General features: G+C 42.8%; 16 protein-coding genes. 6 read left to right on the top strand and 10 right to left on the bottom strand.

All coding sequences use genetic code 11. The features are described from left to right. The first annotated feature begins 114 nt into the window (after positions 1-114). From I3254_RS07665 to I3254_RS07655, 3 genes are all read left to right on the top strand, one after another. Positions 115-1389, top strand: coding sequence for a PQQ-dependent sugar dehydrogenase (locus tag I3254_RS07665; RefSeq protein ID WP_238052345.1), 1275 nt, complete (start codon positions 115-117; stop codon positions 1387-1389). A gap of 166 nt (positions 1390-1555) precedes the next feature. Then, on the top strand, positions 1556-3199 hold the full coding sequence (locus I3254_RS07660; protein ID WP_238052344.1) for a BCCT family transporter: 1644 nt from the start codon (positions 1556-1558) through the stop codon (positions 3197-3199). Between the two features lie 243 nt (positions 3200-3442). Continuing rightward, positions 3443-5095, top strand: a complete 1653-nt coding sequence (locus I3254_RS07655) for a BCCT family transporter (protein WP_238052343.1) — start codon at positions 3443-3445, stop codon at positions 5093-5095. Positions 5096-5238: 143 nt separating this feature from the next. Here the strand turns inward: I3254_RS07655 and I3254_RS07650 are convergent, their stop codons facing one another. From I3254_RS07650 to dnaQ, 8 genes are all read right to left on the bottom strand, one after another. After that, on the bottom strand, positions 5239-5595 hold the full coding sequence (locus tag I3254_RS07650; RefSeq protein ID WP_238052342.1) for a hypothetical protein: 357 nt from the start codon (positions 5593-5595) through the stop codon (positions 5239-5241). Positions 5596-5828: 233 nt separating this feature from the next. Next, positions 5829-6185 (bottom strand): DUF3144 domain-containing protein, encoded by a 357-nt coding sequence (locus tag I3254_RS07645; protein ID WP_238052340.1) that lies wholly within the window; start codon positions 6183-6185, stop codon positions 5829-5831. A 76-nt stretch (positions 6186-6261) separates the two neighbouring features. Further along, positions 6262-7428, bottom strand: a complete 1167-nt coding sequence (metK, locus tag I3254_RS07640; RefSeq protein ID WP_057760687.1) for a methionine adenosyltransferase — start codon at positions 7426-7428, stop codon at positions 6262-6264. Between the two features lie 488 nt (positions 7429-7916). After that, a complete protein-coding gene (gene nth, locus I3254_RS07635; RefSeq protein WP_238052338.1) occupies positions 7917-8612 on the bottom strand; it encodes an endonuclease III in 696 nt (231 codons plus the stop codon). 120 nt (positions 8613-8732) lie between these two features. Next, entirely contained in the window at positions 8733-9578 is an 846-nt protein-coding gene (locus I3254_RS07630) for an RnfABCDGE type electron transport complex subunit B (protein WP_238052336.1), read from the bottom strand. Positions 9579-9833: 255 nt separating this feature from the next. Continuing rightward, on the bottom strand, positions 9834-10772 hold the full coding sequence (gene nudC / locus I3254_RS07625) for an NAD(+) diphosphatase (protein WP_238052335.1): 939 nt from the start codon (positions 10770-10772) through the stop codon (positions 9834-9836). A 267-nt stretch (positions 10773-11039) separates the two neighbouring features. Further along, positions 11040-12722, bottom strand: a complete 1683-nt coding sequence (locus I3254_RS07620) for a hypothetical protein (RefSeq protein WP_238052333.1) — start codon at positions 12720-12722, stop codon at positions 11040-11042. A 147-nt stretch (positions 12723-12869) separates the two neighbouring features. Continuing rightward, positions 12870-14528 carry a DNA polymerase III subunit epsilon gene (dnaQ, locus tag I3254_RS07615; RefSeq protein ID WP_238052331.1) on the bottom strand — a complete coding sequence of 553 codons (1659 nt, stop codon included), beginning with the start codon at positions 14526-14528 and terminating at the stop codon, positions 12870-12872. Between the two features lie 349 nt (positions 14529-14877). Between dnaQ and I3254_RS07610 the strand changes: the two genes are divergently transcribed. Further along, complete coding sequence (locus I3254_RS07610) at positions 14878-15423, top strand: hypothetical protein (protein ID WP_238052329.1); 546 nt, start codon at positions 14878-14880, stop codon at positions 15421-15423. A 116-nt stretch (positions 15424-15539) separates the two neighbouring features. Further along, positions 15540-15845 (top strand): hypothetical protein, encoded by a 306-nt coding sequence (locus I3254_RS07605; RefSeq protein ID WP_165597863.1) that lies wholly within the window; start codon positions 15540-15542, stop codon positions 15843-15845. 121 nt (positions 15846-15966) lie between these two features. Here I3254_RS07605 and I3254_RS07600 read toward each other — a convergent pair whose 3' ends face one another. After that, complete coding sequence (locus I3254_RS07600) at positions 15967-16446, bottom strand: YkvA family protein (protein ID WP_238052327.1); 480 nt, start codon at positions 16444-16446, stop codon at positions 15967-15969. 203 nt (positions 16447-16649) lie between these two features. On the opposite strand from I3254_RS07600, the gene I3254_RS07595 reads away from it, so the two are divergent. After that, positions 16650-17927 (top strand): LD-carboxypeptidase, encoded by a 1278-nt coding sequence (locus I3254_RS07595; RefSeq protein ID WP_238052325.1) that lies wholly within the window; start codon positions 16650-16652, stop codon positions 17925-17927. Positions 17928-17946: 19 nt separating this feature from the next. On the opposite strand, the gene I3254_RS07590 is transcribed toward I3254_RS07595, so the two are convergent. Then, the gene (locus I3254_RS07590; protein ID WP_201579607.1) at positions 17947-18969 is read right to left on the bottom strand and encodes a helix-turn-helix domain-containing protein; all 1023 of its coding nucleotides are present in this window, start codon (positions 18967-18969) and stop codon (positions 17947-17949) included. Between the last annotated feature and the right edge of the window lie 81 nt (positions 18970-19050).

The raw sequence follows: 19050 nt of genomic DNA, 5'->3' as shown, positions 1-19050 counted from the left end.
GGCGCGTTTTACGTTACTGTTTTTTTACCATTTCGATATCTCTTAAGTCTCAGGACTATGCTATAACTAAATCAAAGACTAATAGTATAAGTATCAATTGAATGGAGAAACAGAATGATGACAGCCCATATCGAACGTATAAATATACCCTTAACTTCGCCGCTAATTATTGCAGCATTGCTGTTTAGCACTGCCGCGTGCTCTAACCCTTCTACAGTAAGTCCTAGCAATAACAAAAGTACCGCAACGGAGTCTAAAGAAGTTTCCACTTCAGATAACGATGCTCAAACCGCCACACAAAAAGATACTAGCAAGCCTGACTTTACCACTAAGGCAATCGCTACCTTTGATGAGCCTTGGGCCATGACAGCATTACCCAGTACAGATGGCAAAGCGCCCAAACTATTGGTGACACAAAAAACAGGGGAGCTGTTCATTGTAGATACGGCGACGGGTAGCAAAACACAAGTCGCAGGCATCCCTAAAGTGGCCTACGGTGGTCAAGGTGGTTTGGGAGATATTATATTAGCGCCAAATTTTGCGACTTCGAATGCTGTATATATCAGCTATGTAGAAGCAGGAACAGGAAATGATAGCAATAAATTTGGTGCTAAAGTGATCAAAGCGACACTCTCAGGATTAGAGACAGCCACACCTACGTTGCAAGATATCACGCCTATCTGGCAACAGTCTCCGAAAGTCACGGGGCAAGGTCACTATAGCCATCGCTTATTGTTTTCACCTGATGGACAGTATCTATATATAAGCTCAGGAGAACGCCAGAAAAAAGAGCCTGCACAAAATATGAGCATGAATCTAGGTAAGATTATTAGATTGTATGCTGACGGCTCGGTTCCAAAGGACAATCCATTTGTCAATGATAGCAATGACATTGCCTCTCAGTTTTGGACAATGGGCAATCGCAATGTGCTCGGCATAAGATTTGATGAAAGCGGCAGGCTTTGGGCAAACGAGATGGGGCCAAAGGGCGGTGATGAATTTAATCTGATTAAAAAAGGCAAAAACTACGGCTGGCCGATTGTATCAAATGGTCGTAATTATTCAGGCACACCAATCCCAGATCACGACACTCGTCCTGATTTTGAAATGCCCAAAATCACATGGACGCCCGTTATTTCACCGTCATCACTGAGTTTATATACGGCTGGTAGCCACAATGACTTTCCAGCATTACAAGGCGATTTTTTAATCAGTGGTTTATCTTCAAAAGCGCTTATTGTCGTAAGTATCGATGAAGATGATAGTGCTACTGAACGCTATCGTTATGACATGGGTGAGCGTGTCCGCAGCGTACTGGCTGTTGATGGGCAGGTCTGGGCATTGGAAGATGGTGATGGTGGACGATTACTCAGATTATTGCCTAAGTAACATCATGATAAAGCTGCTTTTACATCTGTATTTATGTAGACATTTTAAAAAAACTATCAATCTTATTAGAATAAGTTAAAGGTTTTATCAAGTTTTATTTTGTAATTGATTGATAGTTAAAGCCTATTTTGTTAAGGTAATATTCCTTAAGTTTTGAGACTTGCACATGGAAGAAGTAAAAGTAGGCAGATTAGGACCTTTTCCACGGGTGAGTAAACCTGTGTTTATTACATCGTCACTGTTGATCGTTGGATTTATTATTTTCGGTGCGCTTTTCACTGAAACAGCAGGGGCAGTTTTTAGTTTTTTACAGAATTTTATTACCGATAAGTTCGGTTGGTTATTTATTATCTTAGTGAATACAGCGCTCGGGCTTTGCATTTACTTAGGAATGAGTCGCTATGGTGATATTCGTTTAGGCAATCAAACGGAGCGACCGCAGTACAATCTGTTTTCTTGGATTGGCATGTTGTTCTCTGCGGGTATTGGTATTGGTCTGGTTTATTGGGGTACAGCGGAGCCGTTGTATCACTTTATGGCACCACCAATGGGCGAGGCCGAAACGGTTGAAGCCGCAAAGCAAGCGATGAATATCTCATTTATGCATTGGGGTCTACACGCTTGGGGCATCTATACGATTGTGGCACTGTCGTTAGCGTATTTTCATTTTCGTCGCGGTTTGCCTTTATCGATTCGCTCAACTTTGTATCCTTTGCTCGGCAAAAGAATCTATGGTCGCTGGGGGCATACGGTCGATATCTTGGCCGTGTTCGGTACGATGTTTGGTGTGGTCACCTCACTCGGGCTTGGAGTGATGCAGATCAATGCGGGACTTGAGAAACTATTTGGCATGCCGAATAGTCTCACTGTACAGTTCGGTTTGATAGCTTTCATCACAGCGCTTGCAGCCGCTTCCGTTATGATGGGTCTGGATAAAGGTATTAAGCGCCTTAGTGATATCAATATAGGTTTTACAATCGTTTTATTGGTATTCATGGTGGCTTTAGGGCCAACGCTCTTTATCTTTGATAGCTTTATCGAAAATATCGGCAACTATCTGACCGTACTCGTCCCTTTGGGTACGTGGGGCGAGTCTTATAGTGGAACAGATTGGCAAAGCGCTTGGACGATATTTTATTGGGCATGGTGGGTGAGCTGGGCACCATTCGTTGGTATCTTTATTGCCCGTATCTCTCGTGGCCGTACCATCCGTGAGTTTACGTTTGGGGTGCTATTAATCCCTATGCTTATCTTGTTCTTTTGGTTCACGACCTTTGGTGGCGTAGCGATTCACATGGAGCTTGCCTCTGCTGTGACAGGTATTAGCCCAGGGTTGGTTGAAGCAGTACAAGCAGACACGGGTAGCGCAATCTTTAAGCTGGTTGAGTACTACCCACTAGCCAAACCGATTACGTTAATGATTGTTGTCATGATTATGCTTTGGTTTGTGACTTCGTCAGATTCGGCCAGTTTTGTGATTGATATGCTGACCGCTGGTGGCGATACCAATCCACCAAAGATTCAGCGTTTGTTTTGGGCAACCACAGAAGGCGTTATCGCTGCTATATTGTTAGCGGCTGGTGGATTGTCTGCTTTGCAGGCAGCTGCCATCGTAGCAGGATTGCCATTTGCTTTAGTGGTTTTTGTCATAATGTATGCGTTGTTGCGAGGACTTAGCCGTGACCGTTTGATTCTATATCGAGCGCAGCAAAGCTTTATCACAGATGAGTCGGCAGATCATAACTCTGCAGATGAGTTCGTCGATGAGCATTTACTAAAAGGGCCACCTAAAATTGTTAAAGGTGACTAAGAAGTAGATAGCATCAAGACAGCTACTTAAGCTTTTAATAGAAGAAGCCCCAATTTATTTTTAAATTGGGGCTTCTTTATTGGGTAAAGATATTTAAATCTATTCAGGAAAAATTCAGATTGTTGAAAATTATTACCGAAATGTTACTACTATTTCTATACATTCGGTAGTATTTACAAGGTGTTATATTTGATAATTCGTTCATACCTTGGTATGGTTACGCACTTTTTTGGGGATATACCTATGGATCATGTAAAAGTTGGCCGATTAGGCCCTTTTCCGCGGGTAAGTAAACCTGTATTTTTGACTTCAGCAATCTTGATACTAGCGTTCATTATTTTTGGCGCTTTATTCAATGAACAAGCAGAAGTAGTATTTAACCAAGCAAAAGCATTTGTCTCTTTACGCTTTGGCTGGTTCTTTATTGTCGTGGTCAATTTAACATTGGTCATGAGTATTTATATGATATTTAGCCGCTACGGCGATATCAGACTCGGCCATCAGAATGAGAGGCCAGAATACAATATGGTTTCTTGGATTGGTATGCTGTTTTCAGCAGGTATCGGTATCGGGCTGCTTTATTGGGGAACCGCTGAGCCGTTGTATCACTTCATGGCACCACCATTAGGCGAGGCGGAGACAGTTGCCGCTGCCAAACAAGCGATGAATATCTCATTCCTACATTATGGTCTACATGTATGGGCGCTATATGGCATGGTTGCGTTATCGCTCGCATATTTTCATTATCGAGTAGGTTTACCACTGGCTATCCGTTCGACACTTTATCCAATATTGGGTAAAAAGATCTACGGCGGTTGGGGACATACGGTAGATACGCTTGCCGTATTTGGTACGATGTTTGGGGTAGTGACCACGTTAGGTCTTGGCGTCTTGCAGATTAACTCAGGCCTTGAGACGTTATTTGGTATACCCAATAATATTACGGTGCAGATTATTTTGATTGGCCTTATCACCATGCTAGCAGGGCTATCTCTGTTTATGGGATTGGATAAAGGCATCAAGCGTCTAAGTGATACCAATATATTGTTCACTGTGATATTGCTAAGTTTTGTGATTATCTTTGGACCTACGCAGTTTATCTTTAACAGCTTTGTAGAAAACATCGGTAACTATTTGCATCAAATCGTGCCGTTAGGTCTATGGACAGAGTCTTATAGAGGCGAAGAAAACTGGCAAGCCTCTTGGACGATTTTCTATTGGGCATGGTGGATTAGCTGGTCTCCATTCGTTGGGGTATTCGTTGCACGTATCTCTCGTGGTCGTACTATCCGTGAGTTTATATTAGGCGTACTGTTAATTCCTATCACGATATTGTTCCTGTGGTTTACTGCTTTTGGTGGTTCTGCGGTAAATATGGAGTTGGTAGCAGCAGCAGACCCTAACATAGTTAGCCCAGGTCTGCTCGAAGCGGTCAAAGCCGATACGGGTAGCGCTATCTTTAAATTGATGGAGTCTTATCCATTAACAGGTGCGGTCAACTTGCTCATCGTGGTGATGATTGTATTATGGTTTGTTACCTCGTCAGATTCAGCCAGTTTTGTCATCGATATGCTGACATCAGGTGGTGATACCAATCCGCCAAAGATCCAGCGCTTATTTTGGGCAGGTTCTGAAGGCGTTATCGCTGCTGTATTGCTAGCAGCAGGTGGTTTGAGTGCATTACAAGCGGCATCGATTGTCTCAGGCTTTCCTTTTGCTATTGTGATCGTCGTGATGATGTACTCTCTATTGCGTGGTCTCAGTCGAGATCGTTTGATACTGTATCGTAATCAGCAATGGTTCACCACAGAAGAGTCAGCAGAGCATAACTCAGCTAATGAATTCCGTGATGAAGAGTTACTAAAAGGCCCACCAGCACTTGAGAAAGATGCTTAAGCTTTAGAGTTTATTTTCTGGCTACAAAAATACCCAGCTTGTCATAGGCTGGGTATTTTTATAAATTTTCAATATTTTTAATAAAAAACCTTTCAATACAGCAGCTTTCAGTACAGCAGATCTCGATACAACCACTTTATAGATTAGCTACATTCGCCTTTTGTATAACCGATAGCTTCAGGAATATTACAGGCTGAGCAGGCATTACTAGCCGTTCGGTAGCTGATCACTGATCCAACTTTCGTCTTTACACAGACTGGTTCATATTGTGCCGTACAGATATTATTGGCAGGGTTAGCAGGCGGGCATTGAGTAAGAGCACCTTCAAATTGCTGACTGATATCAGGACTGGATGGGGTAGGCGTTTGACCAGACGTGCCTACATCAGACATAGAGCTACAGCCAGTTAAGGCTAGAACTAATATCAATATAAGTGATGATGATTTGAACGAAGCTTGATTAATTGTGGAAAATCGGCGATTGGATAGAGTTTGTTTCATAAGAAATGTCCTTATTAATAATATTCGATAGCGTCCTGTTATCGATGATGGATTTGCCTACTGATGATAAACGCTTAAGCATTTATGGTAGCTCATTTGTCAGTAGCTATCTACTTAAACACCATACAAAAAACCCCAAGCTCAATTGAGTTTGGGGTTTTATTTTCTACCATCAAATACTGATTTTATGACAGCATGTCTAAATCAAAGACATCTAGACTGACGAAATTCGCTTATTCAGCTGGTTTGTTGTCTTGATTTAGCTGCACATACTTGTCAAAGTTTTGAGCATAATCCGTTAAATTATCGCTCAGCATTTGGCGATACTGTTTGACATAAAACTCGACAATATCGTCTTTTTCTTTGGCGAAATCATCGCCTTTGACGAATCCGATAGAGGCAACTGACGCGCTATAGCGTGCTGCAGCATACAATAAAGAAGCACCTACTTGACCTGAATGTGCTTCAGGGCCTAGCTGGCTGTTGGCGATACCGATGATAGCGTCAGCACGTTGATAGAATGCCTGCATTTCAGGGGTGATTTCGATGTTAGCGTCAGCGTTTTGGTCTTGAATATTGTCTTGAGACATAAGCAACTCCTAATAATAAGTGTCAGTAGTTTTTAGTATATAAAAATGGTTGGTAAACGTTTTAAAGTAGTGACTCTTATAAACCAGCGTCTGCTTTTAAGATATCAGCTTTGTCTGTTTTTTCCCACGTAAAGGCAGTCTCTGAACCTGGACGACCAAAGTGTCCAAAGGTAGCAGTCTGCTGATACATTGGCTGTAGTAAGTTCAACATACGGGTAATGCCGTAAGGACGTAGGTCAAAGTGCGTACGAATCAAGCGGATGATTTCATCGTTGCTGATTTTGCTAGTACCAAAGGTATTAACAGAGATAGAAGTCGGCTCAGCGACACCAATCGCATAGCTGACCTGTACTTCACAGCGCTCAGCTAATCCTGCTGCTACGATGTTTTTGGCAACATAACGTACCGCGTAAGCAGCACTACGATCGACTTTTGAAGGATCTTTACCACTGAACGCACCGCCACCATGACGTGCCATCCCGCCGTAAGTATCAACAATAATTTTACGACCAGTCAGACCAGCATCACCAACAGGACCACCAATCACAAATTTACCAGTTGGGTTGATATGATAGCGTGTGCCAGCGTGTAGCAAATCAGCTGGTAGCACTTGCTTGATGATAGATTCCATCACGGCTTCTTGCAGATCTGACTGCGAGATGCTTGGATCATGCTGTGTTGATAATACAACAGCATCGATGGCGACAGGACGATTGCCGTCATACTTCAAAGTTACCTGCGCTTTGGCATCTGGACGCAACCATGGCAACTCACCTGCGCGGCGCAGCTCCGACTGACGCTCCATCAAACGATGAGCATACTCGATAGGCGCTGGCATCAGTACTTCGGTCTCATTACTTGCATAACCAAACATTAAGCCTTGGTCACCTGCACCTTGCTCTTCAGGATCGCTACGATCGACACCTTGCGCGATTTCAGGAGATTGCTTGCCGAGCATGTTAATCACTGCGCAAGTCTCACCATCAAAACCTAAGTCTGAATGGTGATAGCCAATGCCATTTACGGTGTCACGCACCAGACGCTCTAAATCGATATTTGCCGTTGTGGTGATTTCACCTGCAAGTATGACTGCGCCTGTTTTTACTAAGGTTTCGCATGCCACACGTGCGTGCAGATCTTCACGTAAGATAGCGTCAAGGATAGCGTCTGATATTTGATCAGCCATTTTGTCAGGATGGCCTTCGCTCACAGATTCTGAGGTAAATAAGTTGTATTCACGCATAATGGGATCGCTTAATTGAATCAATAAGGGTAGGAAAAGCAGCACATCTGGGTGCTGCTCTAATTAATTTTGACCACGCATTTACGCGGCAGATAATCGGTATTTCTCAATTTAAAATCGGTTTTGACTAAAATCTTTGCTAATAAATATGACCAAAGGGTGAGCGGACTATCATTTAATCAATATATAAAATGATACTGCCTCGCTCTGATATGGTCTTGGCGGTAACGAGTTGGGTCAGTACTTGCCCTAATAGACAACGCTAATGTGCAGATTGCCTTATCAGAAGCAGGGTAATGGCCAAAATCTCTTAACGCAAAATAGGGTTATTCTACCTTGAAACGTTATAAAACTCTAGTGAGCAACACTTGCTCTACTATAAGAAATGCTCAACAAGCAGTTCACGGCAATCAAAGGTGGTTACTGGATAGCGGTTTATCTAGCTGAGTAATTGGCTGTAGTAGCATCTGCTTGAAATGAACAAGACGTTACAACTCTAAAAATGCAGCTTTATCTTTAAACATGCATTCTTCATAGACAGGGCAAGCGCCGCATTTGGGTGTACGTGCCTGACAGGTATAGCGGCCGTGTAAGATAAGATAATGATGGGCGTCTACAATGAAGTCTTCTGGGATACGCTCGACCAGCTTTTTTTCGACGATGAGTACGGTTTTGCCAGTAGCAAGCCCAGTACGATTACCCACCCGAAAGATATGCGTGTCAACGGCCATGGTCGGCTGGCCAAAGGCTGTATTCAACACGACATTGGCAGTTTTGCGGCCGACACCTGCCAGTGACTCTAAATCTTTGCGGTTATCAGGAACAGTGCTATCAAATTTCTCAATCAAATCATGGCAGGTTTTAATGACGTTTTTTGCTTTGGTATTATATAAACCAATGTTTTTGATATAGGATTTGAGACCGTTTTCGCCTAGTGCCAGTATTGCCTCAGGTGTATTGGCTACAGGGTACAATTGCTTGGTAGCAATATTGACACTGATATCAGTCGCTTGTGCAGACAGAATTACGGCAATAAGTAACTCAAAATTACTGTCATAATTGAGTTCGGTGACAGGTTCATCAATAGTCGCTGCCAGTTTTTCAAAGAAGGGACGCACGTCACGATTGGGCATTCGTCTAGAGGGCGGCGTGTCAGCTGTTTTATGTTTGACCGTTTTACTCATGGCATTTTGACTATTATTTTGATGAATGATTGTGCCAAATTATATGCTAGCGCTAGCATTCATGTTAATGATTAAAGTATCAATTTATTAACGCATTAATTGCGTAATCAGCTATTACCGTTATAACGCTACTTGCAATGACTCAAGCTCGGCTTGTAAGGATTCAAGCTCTGCTTGTTTCTTATCGTTTGCACGAACACTCAATTGCTTTTCCAGTTTTTTGATTTTGGTACGGAGCTTGGCAGCTGCAATGGTGTTTTTTGCTTGTGACTCACTGATGTTTAGAGACTGACTTGCTGCATTATTGAGCTTAGCCTCTACCATACTAACGACAGGTCTACTATTGCTCGTATCAGCAAGCTGTTCTGTGACACGTTTCAAATGGGTATGGTAGCGTTGTCTCAAATCCTCTTGCTCTGCTATTCGCTCAGGCTCAGATATTTCTCGCTCAATCGTAACTAAGTCAATGCAATCAACAGGGCAGGGCGCGATACATAGCTCACAGCCCGTGCACAAATCTGTAAAAATCGTATGCATATGTTTGCCAGTACCAACGATAGCATCGACTGGGCAAGCAGGAATGCATTTGGTGCAGCCGATACAGTCATCTTCACGGATAACTGCACGAACCTCGGTCGGACGTGCAGAGGTGGCATCTATTGGCCACTGTGAAGGCACTGCCGTCAGCGTAGTGTTAGGAGTATCTATATCGAGAGTCTGAGCAATCGCATTGGTGACAGGCTGACCACCAGGCACACATTTATTATACGGCTCGCCATCTAATACAATCGCAGCGGCATATGGCAGGCAACCATCTGGATGCTCACATAGTCCGCATTGCGTCTGTGGCAAACAAGCATCCACACGTGCAATTTTTGCCTGTATGTCAGCGGGCAAAGTATCAATGTGTAATGTATCAAATAAGATAGGTAGATTAACTAAGCGTATATTGGTGCTACTTTGCATTTAATTAAGGACCTTAATACCAGTCGTAAGAATAGGTATTAGTATAAATAGAGATAAAAGGTTGAGAAAGCGGTCTTTGTAAAACAGTATCTATAAGAGCATCTGCTCTGTCAGCGTTTTACTGCTCATGTTGGCGTCTTACTTATTAAAATGAAGTTCGAAGTAAAACGCTTATCACAGAAGCAGCGATTTTAAAGAGATGAGATTGAAAATACAATACTATAGCGTAATGTGTTGCTTATAGATAAGTGCCGATTATAAGTCTATATTTTGTTCTTTGGCCACTTGGTCAATCAAATCGCGAGCGATACTACCCTTTGGCGGAATTCTGGGCAGGTTTGAGAGATCAAAGAAGTCAGCATGTGCTAGCTCATCTTCTTGCAAGATAATATCGCCATTGGCATACGAAGCACGAAAACCAAGCATTAAGTTAGAGGGAAATGGCCATGGCTGACTGCTCACATAGCGGATATCTGTTACGCTGATATTGACCTCTTCTGCGACTTCACGTACTACGGCATGCTCCAGACTCTCTCCAACTTCTACAAACCCTGCGATCAAACCATACATTGGCGGCAGGTTTTGCTGTCCATGACGGTGATGGTGAGCCAGTAAGATTTGCATCTCACCCGTCACTGGATTTGACCGAGTAATAGCAGTGATGACGCAAGGTTGTACGCGAGGGTATTGGCGCAATCGACATATTGGACAAACCATGGCACGTTCGCCTTGGTCAGCATGTACAGTAGGACTAGCACAGCGACTACAAAACTGCGTATCTGCTTGCCAGCTTAATAGTTGTATTGCTTGGCTAATCTGATCTGACAAAGCGACTGGCAAATGAGTCATTAGTTTTCGATAAGGAACAAAAGTGTTACCACTGCTTTCAGCAATAATTGGTAGCGTCATGTTATGAGCAACTGCATAGTCATAAGTCATGGCGCTCGTGGCATGAGCGGTAAAGCTATGAGCCATATTGGCATCAACCGTATCATCTGCATCGTTACCAGTGCTGTCGTCTGATAACCAATGATTTGGTGCTAGGCTCTCGTGCAGCGTTACGTGACCAACCTGATAAGCTTGCTCGCTTAAGTCATTACTATCGGGCGATAGCTGAACTTGCAAAGGCCACCAACCATCTGGCATTTGACGGCATAAGATACTATCATCACTTAATACAAAAGCATGGGCCATATAAAATTCCAAACATTATAAAGTAAGTCCGCATCGACGTAGACACAGACTGTTTTAGAGTAAAATATCATCAATTCTATGTAAACCAGATACCCAGATATCTATACATGTTGTCAGGCTGGTTCAGCCTCATGACCAGGCTAGTTTAACCTAATGACTGTAGCGCTTTCACGTGCCTGACTCGTACCTACATTATCTTGAATTATCTATACGTAAATGAGATGTCATGGCTAAGAGATAATAACCATGCCATGACAATAAGAAAAGTTAAGCAGCAAGTAGGTGGCTTAAGCTTTGCTGCCCCACATCAAGCGCTTGTTTGCTGACAGGGCGATTATTCTCAAAACCATCTAAGTGATGATCGACCGCCATGATAACATCAGCGATGCAGGCTAACATACTGTCTTCGATACGTCGTCCGCCTTCGATACGCTTTTCAATGTAGTTGGCTAGCTGACTCAGCATGCTGGCAGGTGTGGGCAGTTGTAAGAAGCGTACTGCGCCTGCTACTTGACGCATCATCCCAGGAATATTTTGGATATTGAGCATATCGCGCTCAGGCTCCGCCAAATAATCATTGATGGCTTGCTCGGCACTAGCAATAGCAGTTCGGCTTTCTTGTATCAAGGTATCATTAGCCGTATTAAGCTGATGCAATGAGATATGCGGGTTATTCAGTGGCAGATAGATTGCCCCTGGTGTATGCATCTCTGCCATGGCAATGGCGGCGTTCTCTGCATGCATTAACGCTAGTAGCAAATGATCAAAATCGTCAGGGGAAGGTGCTTGCCAATGGCTCACAGCTTCTGCTGCTTCGCTAAGACTATTGGCTGCGTTGGACAGACCTAATAAACGTAATGCTGAACTAAGCTCAGTCAGCTCTTCGATAATTTGCGCGGTCTGCATATCAATAGGGTTGATTGAATCGCCACGTGCATAACTATCGACGTGTTCTTTAATACTATTGATCTGATTTTGAATAATTGTGTTCAACGTATCGGTAAGTTCGCGGTTAGGACCGAATAAAAAGCGCTTCATTTGTTCTAGCTGAGCACCTTCTAAATGGTTACTGGCATACTGTTCACGTAGTTGATGCGCTTGCTCGTTATCACGTTGACAGGCAAAGCTCACTAAATCTGCAAAGCGGGTATCCATGACTGGTAAATAGCTTTGAAATTGCTGCTCTAAATAGATAAGTGTGTGTTTTTGACTCAAGTTTAATGGTAATACTGCTGCGATATCAGTCACGGCAGCAGTCGCCGCTTGCCAAAATAAGCTATCAGTATTTGACGCGATTAATGCACAGGCTGCACTCATGGCATCAAGCTTTTGCTGATCTGCTGAGTCAATGTTGCCATCTTGATTGAGTAGTGCAACCGCAAGGCCACTACGATACGCGTTGGTCAGCAGCTCTGTGTCTAGATTAAGCGTGCTTAGAGATTCAAAGTTTTGTTCAGGATTGGCGATGATGACACTACTGCTGCCAAATGCAGAAAAATAGTCTGCTGTAATAGGAAGTTTTTGACTATGTGCATTAAGCTTGTTAATGACAGGTATGAGTAGAGTAGGCTCTACCGATTCAGTCAAGAGGACAAACTCGACATAACGATCTAAGGTCATGATGGCTTCTGATAGATCCATGATCAAGTCGGTATCGTTGTTATCACCATTGTCATAAAGTCTCTGTAGACCACCAACAATGGCATCATTCAATGCTTCTGCACCGACCAAAGAAATCAGTTTAAAAATACAAGAAAGCTGCTTTAATACTTCGATAGAATCTGACAACAAAGGAGCTTGGCTACTATCATCATTGAACTCGCCTAGATGAATCTCGGTATCCTTAAGCGTTGCTATAACCTCATCATGCAGTAAATGGAGTGATGGTAGGTTAAAATCAGTAACACTAAGCGTTGGGGCGGTTAGCTTCATTTGCGCAGACTGGTCCATAAGTATTTTTCCATAATGTACTGATGAGAATAGCAATATTATAAATTTGATTCAGAAAGTATTAGCTAGTGATGTTTTAACGCTTTCTATCATAATAATCAAGACTAAATTATACAAATGTCGGTTCAATAAAAATTCAAATGACAATTACATGCTAGCTTTTAGGGCAGGATAATCTTCTGCCAAAGCGGCATACCAGCTTTGGTCAGCAGTTTCATCCGATGTTGAAGCCAGTAATAAATTTGCTAAATTGGCGAAACTTGCATGAGCGGTTTGTCCGCCATCGGTATCTGTATCCTCTTCGATGGCAAGCGTGACCTGTCCGCCAGTCATCGCCAAATAAACTTCGGCTAGAATCTCTGAGTCAAGTAATGCTCCGTGAAAAGTACGGTCTTGCTTACCAACATCTAGGCGACGCACGAGGGCATCTAGCGTGTTTTTTTGCCCAGGGTATTGCTGCTTGGCCATCGCCAGTGAATCGGTTACTTGCACTCGATTAGCAAAGTCATTCAGACCAACTTTTGCAAACTCCATATTTAAGAAGTTCATATCAAAAGTAGCGTTATGAGCGATAATCTCAGCGCCATCCATAAAGTCGTACAAAGACTGAGCCACTTGATCAAAGGTCGGCTTGTCGGTCAAAAATGCTTCAGAGATACCATGAATACGAATGACTTCATCATCCATACCGCGCTGCGGATTGATATAAACGTGCAGCTTTTCACCAGTAAACTTACGTCCGACCAACTCCACAATACCGACCTCGATAATACGATCGCCTTTTAGTGCATCAAGCCCTGTGGTTTCTGTATCCATGATAAGCTGCCGATCTGCTTCATGGCGGTGTATCGGCTTTGGTAGTAGCGGCTTAAAATATGGGTTGGCACGGCTAGTATCCCCATCGAACTTAGGGGCATCAGATTCTACACTTGGCAATATATCATTGTCGACGGTATCATCTAGGTGCGTTTGAATATCTGGCATAGCTTTGGTACTCGTCGGGTTGTATGTATTGTCTTGATGGTTGCTAAATTCTACAGCAATGTTTTCATTCATATTACGATTGTCAGCAGCACTCTGACTATCTTCCTTTAGCGGCTCAGGTTCTAAGAGCTCTTCATCAAACTCATCGTCCATCATATCTAGACCCAATGGATCGAAACTTAGCCAGTCAGCGCTAGACGTGTTTTGCAAGGTATCAATGTTAGTGTCAGTATTAGTATCAATGTTAGGATTAATATCAGTCGCTATGTGGTCTTTTTTTTTAGTCATGTCTGCTTCACTGACTATAGCTGAATGGCCGCTGTTTGATGTGACACCTAAGTTTGCCAGCTCATCTGCTTTTTCATTACCAGCATGTCCAGCGTGACCCTTGACCCAATGCCAGCTAACATCACGCTGTTGGCAGAGTTTATCCAATTGTTGCCATAGGTCTTGATTGGCGACGGGCTTTTTACTGGCAGTTTTCCAGCCCTTTTTCTTCCAACCCTCAATCCATTCAGTGATGCCTTTTTTGACATAACTGGAGTCAGTCCAAATCTCAAGAGTATGCTCATGCGGGCTATGGGTCAGGGCTTGTATCGCACCCATTAGTTCCATACGGTTATTGGTAGTTTCTTTGTCGCCGCCGTATAAATCTTGCGAGCTGCCATCACTAAATATCAGGTGTGCGCCCCAGCCGCCAGAGCCAGGATTGCCTTTGCAAGCACCATCAGTATAGGCCACAGTGGTATTTGTTTTAGCAGCCAATGGATCAATCGCGTTGTCTTTATGAGTGTTTGGCATTGAATTACGGTTGTCTGACATAAAAGAGTATGGACCTGATAAGTGGTAAGCATAGGGTAGTACTAGAGCATCTCGTTTACGCTATTCGAACGATGATGATGACGTTGTGAGTATAGCAAATCTATCATAAATATGGGCAGTCGTGACGCACAAAGTCATAAAACCCTTACGGTAACTTATAACATAATAGTAACGTCTTGGTTTTCTGTTAAAATAGCGAAGCTCTCTGAAAGGCTCTAGTTTTTAGTTACAGAGCTGCCTTTGCTACAAAGACGCCCAAGCGCATTTTTCGTATCTGCTATTTGATGGTTTTTTGACAATAGTACACTTAATAAAAGTTTTTAATGCATGATTGCAGGATAACCCCATTATGTCCTTACGCTCGAATTTATTTAATAAGAGACTGACCTATTTGATGCTCAGTGTGACTGCCAGCAGCGCGATTTTTCTGAGCGCTTGTAATGATACTAGCCCTCAAGTAGATACTGAAGTTGCAGCAGATCTGTCTGTCTTTGAAGGTTGTTATACGGTGAGTCAAGATGAGCCTGCTCAGATAAAAGTCAGCCAACAAAATGACACTTGGGTAATGCAAATGAAAGAACCCGTCACTGCTAAGCGCGTCTGGGATACTCCAGAGCCGTTAGAAGTGATTGAAAATAGCGACATACCGCAGTTTTTCTCTATCGATCCAGACAATGTCGATGCGGTTATTGGTCGTCCTGATCGAGTGCTTGTGTTGGCTCATGTCAAACCAGCTTACGCAAATATTGATCCGCTCTTAGACAGTGAGTACTTGTCTTATATTTACCGAGGCGCCAACACGATCTATCGCGTGGAATGTGATGAGGTGAATACTGATATTTTAGCCAACCCACATGCCAATCTTGTTATCGATAATGTTGATGACAGTATTTAAATAAGCATTGATGATAGTATTTAAATAAGTATCGACTATAAATATCATTGTTGGTCGATGATATTTGTATAAACAGCATTTTGTTATAAACAGTCATACCATTAGAGTTAAGCGATATGAATTTTTTCAGTTACGTAGTGTTAGGTGGGTTCTCTTATGCAGCTGGTTGGGCGGTAAGGACGTATGTATTAGACAAACAACCGACGCCTGAGCAGCCTTATAATTTAAAACACCCTGCGATTTTGGCATATTTGGGTGCATTTCTTATTATCATGTTGATCGTCTCTTGGCTGCTTGGTCGCTATGCACTTGGTCATGCTACGATTGATCTACCTTTCATTATTGTCAATAGCCTCGTTGCAACATTCGTCTACTCGTTTGGTCTTAATCCAGAAAAAGCTAATTATGAAGTGCCTGATTAAAATACAGTATTGAATGAATTGTGAATAACAAAAGCCACGACCGAAATATTAATTCGCGGTCGTGGCTTTTTTAATACTGTGATTATGAATCACTTTTTTTAATAGCTGAAAGTATTAATCTTCACGAGGCTTTCTTCAGATTAGTACCAGTCTCGTCGCTGTCTTTCTCATCAGGACTAGTCTTGTCGTTATCAGTCTTATCCGTATCATTGTTAGATTCTAACTTATCCTTAGTAGCTGATTGTTCCTGCTTCCATTCTTTGTATTTTTGCAGATCTTTTCTGGCCTGCTTCAAACAAAATTTAAGTACTAGCGCATCATCGATATGACCGATAAACGGAATAGAATCAGGAATGAGGTCAATTGGATTTAGCACATAGAGCGCACCAATAACGCCAGCTGAGATTGTCTTAAAAGGAATCTTACGGTAGTCACCTTTATAATAGTCTTTGACAAGACTCATAAATAGCATTAGATCATCACTAAACGGTTCAAGGTAGCCGCTATCTTCTAACTTTTCTTTCAGCTTATCTTCTTTGCCCAGCAAGTATTCTAAATTAGAGTCAAGTGACTTGTTTTTATCGGTTTTTTTATTAAACATAATTATTACCTTTTATTTTTTGCAATGAATTTGTATTTACAGTAACAAATCTAATCGACCTATATTGTGTGTCTCAGTAGCGAAAAAGTAAATATCGGTAAAGATTAGGCAACCATCAGTGTCAGAAAAGCGTCTACAATATGCTGCCACAAGGTCTAAAAACACAAGTCATAAAAATAAAAGCGATAAGGTAGCAGTAAGATATGGGGATTAAGCGTCAGGCATGGACAGATAATAAAAATAGTCGTGCAACTGAAATAACATCTGGGCTAAACCGTCGGCAGTTTCTACGTCGAATCGGTGTGAGTGCAGGCACAGCAGTATTAGCGAGCCAAGGTATGTCCCAAGCGCTTGCAGCCAGTCCTATCGATTCTGATCATAGTACACAGCTGACCAAGGATGATCTACCAACTTCGTTATTGGATAATCGCTCATTAGCACAAACGTCACAGGAATCGCTGACGCAGACAGGTTGTATCACGCCTACGATTGAGACGCGACTTTTTGCCAGCTCCAACGTTGGTGGTAATGATGAGCGTAATCAGTTGGCATTAGATCGGGTGGCTTGTGCAGGGTTTAAAGTAGAAAATCCTGCTATTACCAATCGTCAGTACTTACGCTTTGCGGGAACGGACTCACAGCGTGCTAGCGATTTTCAAAACCTTGCCACTGGGGCAATAGCCGCGCCAAAACTACTGCTAGGTGTGCGCGGTGGTTACGGTGCCATGCGTATATTGCCTATGGTGGACTGGGCGACGCTAGGACGCATTATGAAGGAGCGTGGCACGATACTCGCAGGCTTTAGTGATGTGACGGCTATCCAATGTGCGCTATTGGCAAAAGGGTCAATGAGCTCACTTGCCGCGCCAATGCTCTATAGCGAGTTTGGTAAAACTGCGCCTGATAAAGTCAGCTGTCAGCAGTTTGTTGAAGTGCTGACTAATCCCAATCTAACTATCAGTATACAAGATGCTTCGTTAACCAGTCAGCAGCTACCTGCCATACTGACAAAGGGTGAGCCCAAACTGTTAACTGGTACGATTTGGGGTGGTAACTTAAGTGTCGTATCAGCGCTGGCAGGTAGTGAGTATTTACCACGTATCGATGGTGGTATTGTGTTTTTAGAAGATGTCGGCGAGCAGGCGTATCGTATTGAGCGCATGTTATATGACTTATATCTCGCAGGTGTGTTTAAAAATCAACAAGCGATTGTATTTGGGGCATTGTCTGGTACGGGCGAGGACAGCTATGATAAACGTTATGATGTCGCCACAGTCATTCGCCAATTGCATGAACTAACAGGGTTGCCAATATATAGTGGTATGCCTTTTGGTCATATCGGCAAAAAATACAGTTTTCCGCTGGGAGCGACTTGCCAGCTTATACCTAATACTGATGGTGGGTATCAGCTAGCGTTTACCGATTATCCAATCATCAAGGCTGATGCTATCCAAGTAGAAGGCTTGTGGCAAGATGATTAAACGTTAATCACTGTCCTTTTTAAATAGCCAACCGCGAAAACTTATCTTGATATTCTTTTGGTGTCAGCTCTGTCGCACGTTTAAATAGACGCGTGAATGAAGAGATATCATCATAACCTACTTGATCGGCAAGCGATTTTATTGATACATCGCCTAATTCAAGTAAGCGTTTGGCTTGTTCAATTCTGACGGCCTGAATATACTCAATCGGTCGCATTGCTACGCAGGACTGAAAGCGCCTGTTTAAAGTGCGCGGGGTAATATTTACCATAGCGGCTAAACTACTGACCTGCAAAGAATGTTGAAAGTTCTCTTCGATATATTCTTGGACTTGTTTAATCAAATGGTCGGAATGCGGCTTGTGCAGGGTCACATTGGTATAGCTATTTTGACTACCTCTTTTGCTATCAATAATTTGGGTTTTTGCCACTTGCGTAGAGATCTCACGTCCGCAGTAGCGCTCAATCAATAATAGCCCTAAATCATAAAAGGCGCTGCCACCAGCTGCACAAAATATATTGCCTGACTGGTTTGTTGACTCGCTTCTTGAGTGAGTCACAAACTGATTCTCTTGTAAGTCCACGAGTGGAAAGTCTGCCTTAAACTTATTGGCGTAGCCCCAGTGTGTAGTGGCTATCTTATGATCTAATAATCCCGCCTTTGCCAAAAAAAATGCACCGCTACAATTGCTTGCTATATCGGCCTTGGTATTCGCAAGTCGTACTAGGTGCGGCAGCAGCTCATTGTTTTGCTTCAATACCTTATCAATAGAATCGCCAATGGTTGGCACAAGCAATAAGTCGCACTCTGTCACGTCTCGGATATCACAGTGGGCTTGCATGATTAACCGATTACTACACCTGATATCACCGCCACCCAAGCTTGCAATCTGTACATTAAATCGTGGCTCTACAGACTCATTCGAAAAGCGTTGCCAGCTAACCCCTGTGAATGAAAACAAGTCCAATGCGCCAGAGAGCACACTGCCAAGTACACCGTCGAAGCCAAGAATAATCATTTTAAAAGGTTTGAAATAGGGCATAAGTCACTCGTTTCCTTTGCTGTACTGACCAAAATAGCCATTATTTAGTTGATTTTAACTGGTTAGATACTCTGGTTGTGT

The sequence above is a fragment of the Psychrobacter sp. Ps2 genome, from assembly GCF_022129405.1.
Classification (GTDB): Bacteria; Pseudomonadota; Gammaproteobacteria; order Pseudomonadales; family Moraxellaceae; genus Psychrobacter.
The sequence above is the reverse complement of the archived record's forward strand: the minus strand, read 5'-3'. Positions and strand labels throughout refer to the sequence as shown.

Coding starts and splice junctions, on each gene's coding strand:
- I3254_RS07665 (WP_238052345.1), top strand. CDS start 115: ATGATGACAGCCCATATCGAACGTATAAATATACCCTTAACTTCGCCG.
- I3254_RS07660 (WP_238052344.1), top strand. CDS start 1,556: ATGGAAGAAGTAAAAGTAGGCAGATTAGGACCTTTTCCACGGGTGAGT.
- I3254_RS07655 (WP_238052343.1), top strand. CDS start 3,443: ATGGATCATGTAAAAGTTGGCCGATTAGGCCCTTTTCCGCGGGTAAGT.
- I3254_RS07650 (WP_238052342.1), bottom strand. CDS start 5,595: ATGAAACAAACTCTATCCAATCGCCGATTTTCCACAATTAATCAAGCT.
- I3254_RS07645 (WP_238052340.1), bottom strand. CDS start 6,185: ATGTCTCAAGACAATATTCAAGACCAAAACGCTGACGCTAACATCGAA.
- metK (WP_057760687.1), bottom strand. CDS start 7,428: ATGCGTGAATACAACTTATTTACCTCAGAATCTGTGAGCGAAGGCCAT.
- nth (WP_238052338.1), bottom strand. CDS start 8,612: ATGAGTAAAACGGTCAAACATAAAACAGCTGACACGCCGCCCTCTAGA.
- I3254_RS07630 (WP_238052336.1), bottom strand. CDS start 9,578: ATGCAAAGTAGCACCAATATACGCTTAGTTAATCTACCTATCTTATTT.
- nudC (WP_238052335.1), bottom strand. CDS start 10,772: ATGGCCCATGCTTTTGTATTAAGTGATGATAGTATCTTATGCCGTCAA.
- I3254_RS07620 (WP_238052333.1), bottom strand. CDS start 12,722: ATGGACCAGTCTGCGCAAATGAAGCTAACCGCCCCAACGCTTAGTGTT.
- dnaQ (WP_238052331.1), bottom strand. CDS start 14,528: ATGTCAGACAACCGTAATTCAATGCCAAACACTCATAAAGACAACGCG.
- I3254_RS07610 (WP_238052329.1), top strand. CDS start 14,878: ATGTCCTTACGCTCGAATTTATTTAATAAGAGACTGACCTATTTGATG.
- I3254_RS07605 (WP_165597863.1), top strand. CDS start 15,540: ATGAATTTTTTCAGTTACGTAGTGTTAGGTGGGTTCTCTTATGCAGCT.
- I3254_RS07600 (WP_238052327.1), bottom strand. CDS start 16,446: ATGTTTAATAAAAAAACCGATAAAAACAAGTCACTTGACTCTAATTTA.
- I3254_RS07595 (WP_238052325.1), top strand. CDS start 16,650: ATGGGGATTAAGCGTCAGGCATGGACAGATAATAAAAATAGTCGTGCA.
- I3254_RS07590 (WP_201579607.1), bottom strand. CDS start 18,969: ATGCCCTATTTCAAACCTTTTAAAATGATTATTCTTGGCTTCGACGGT.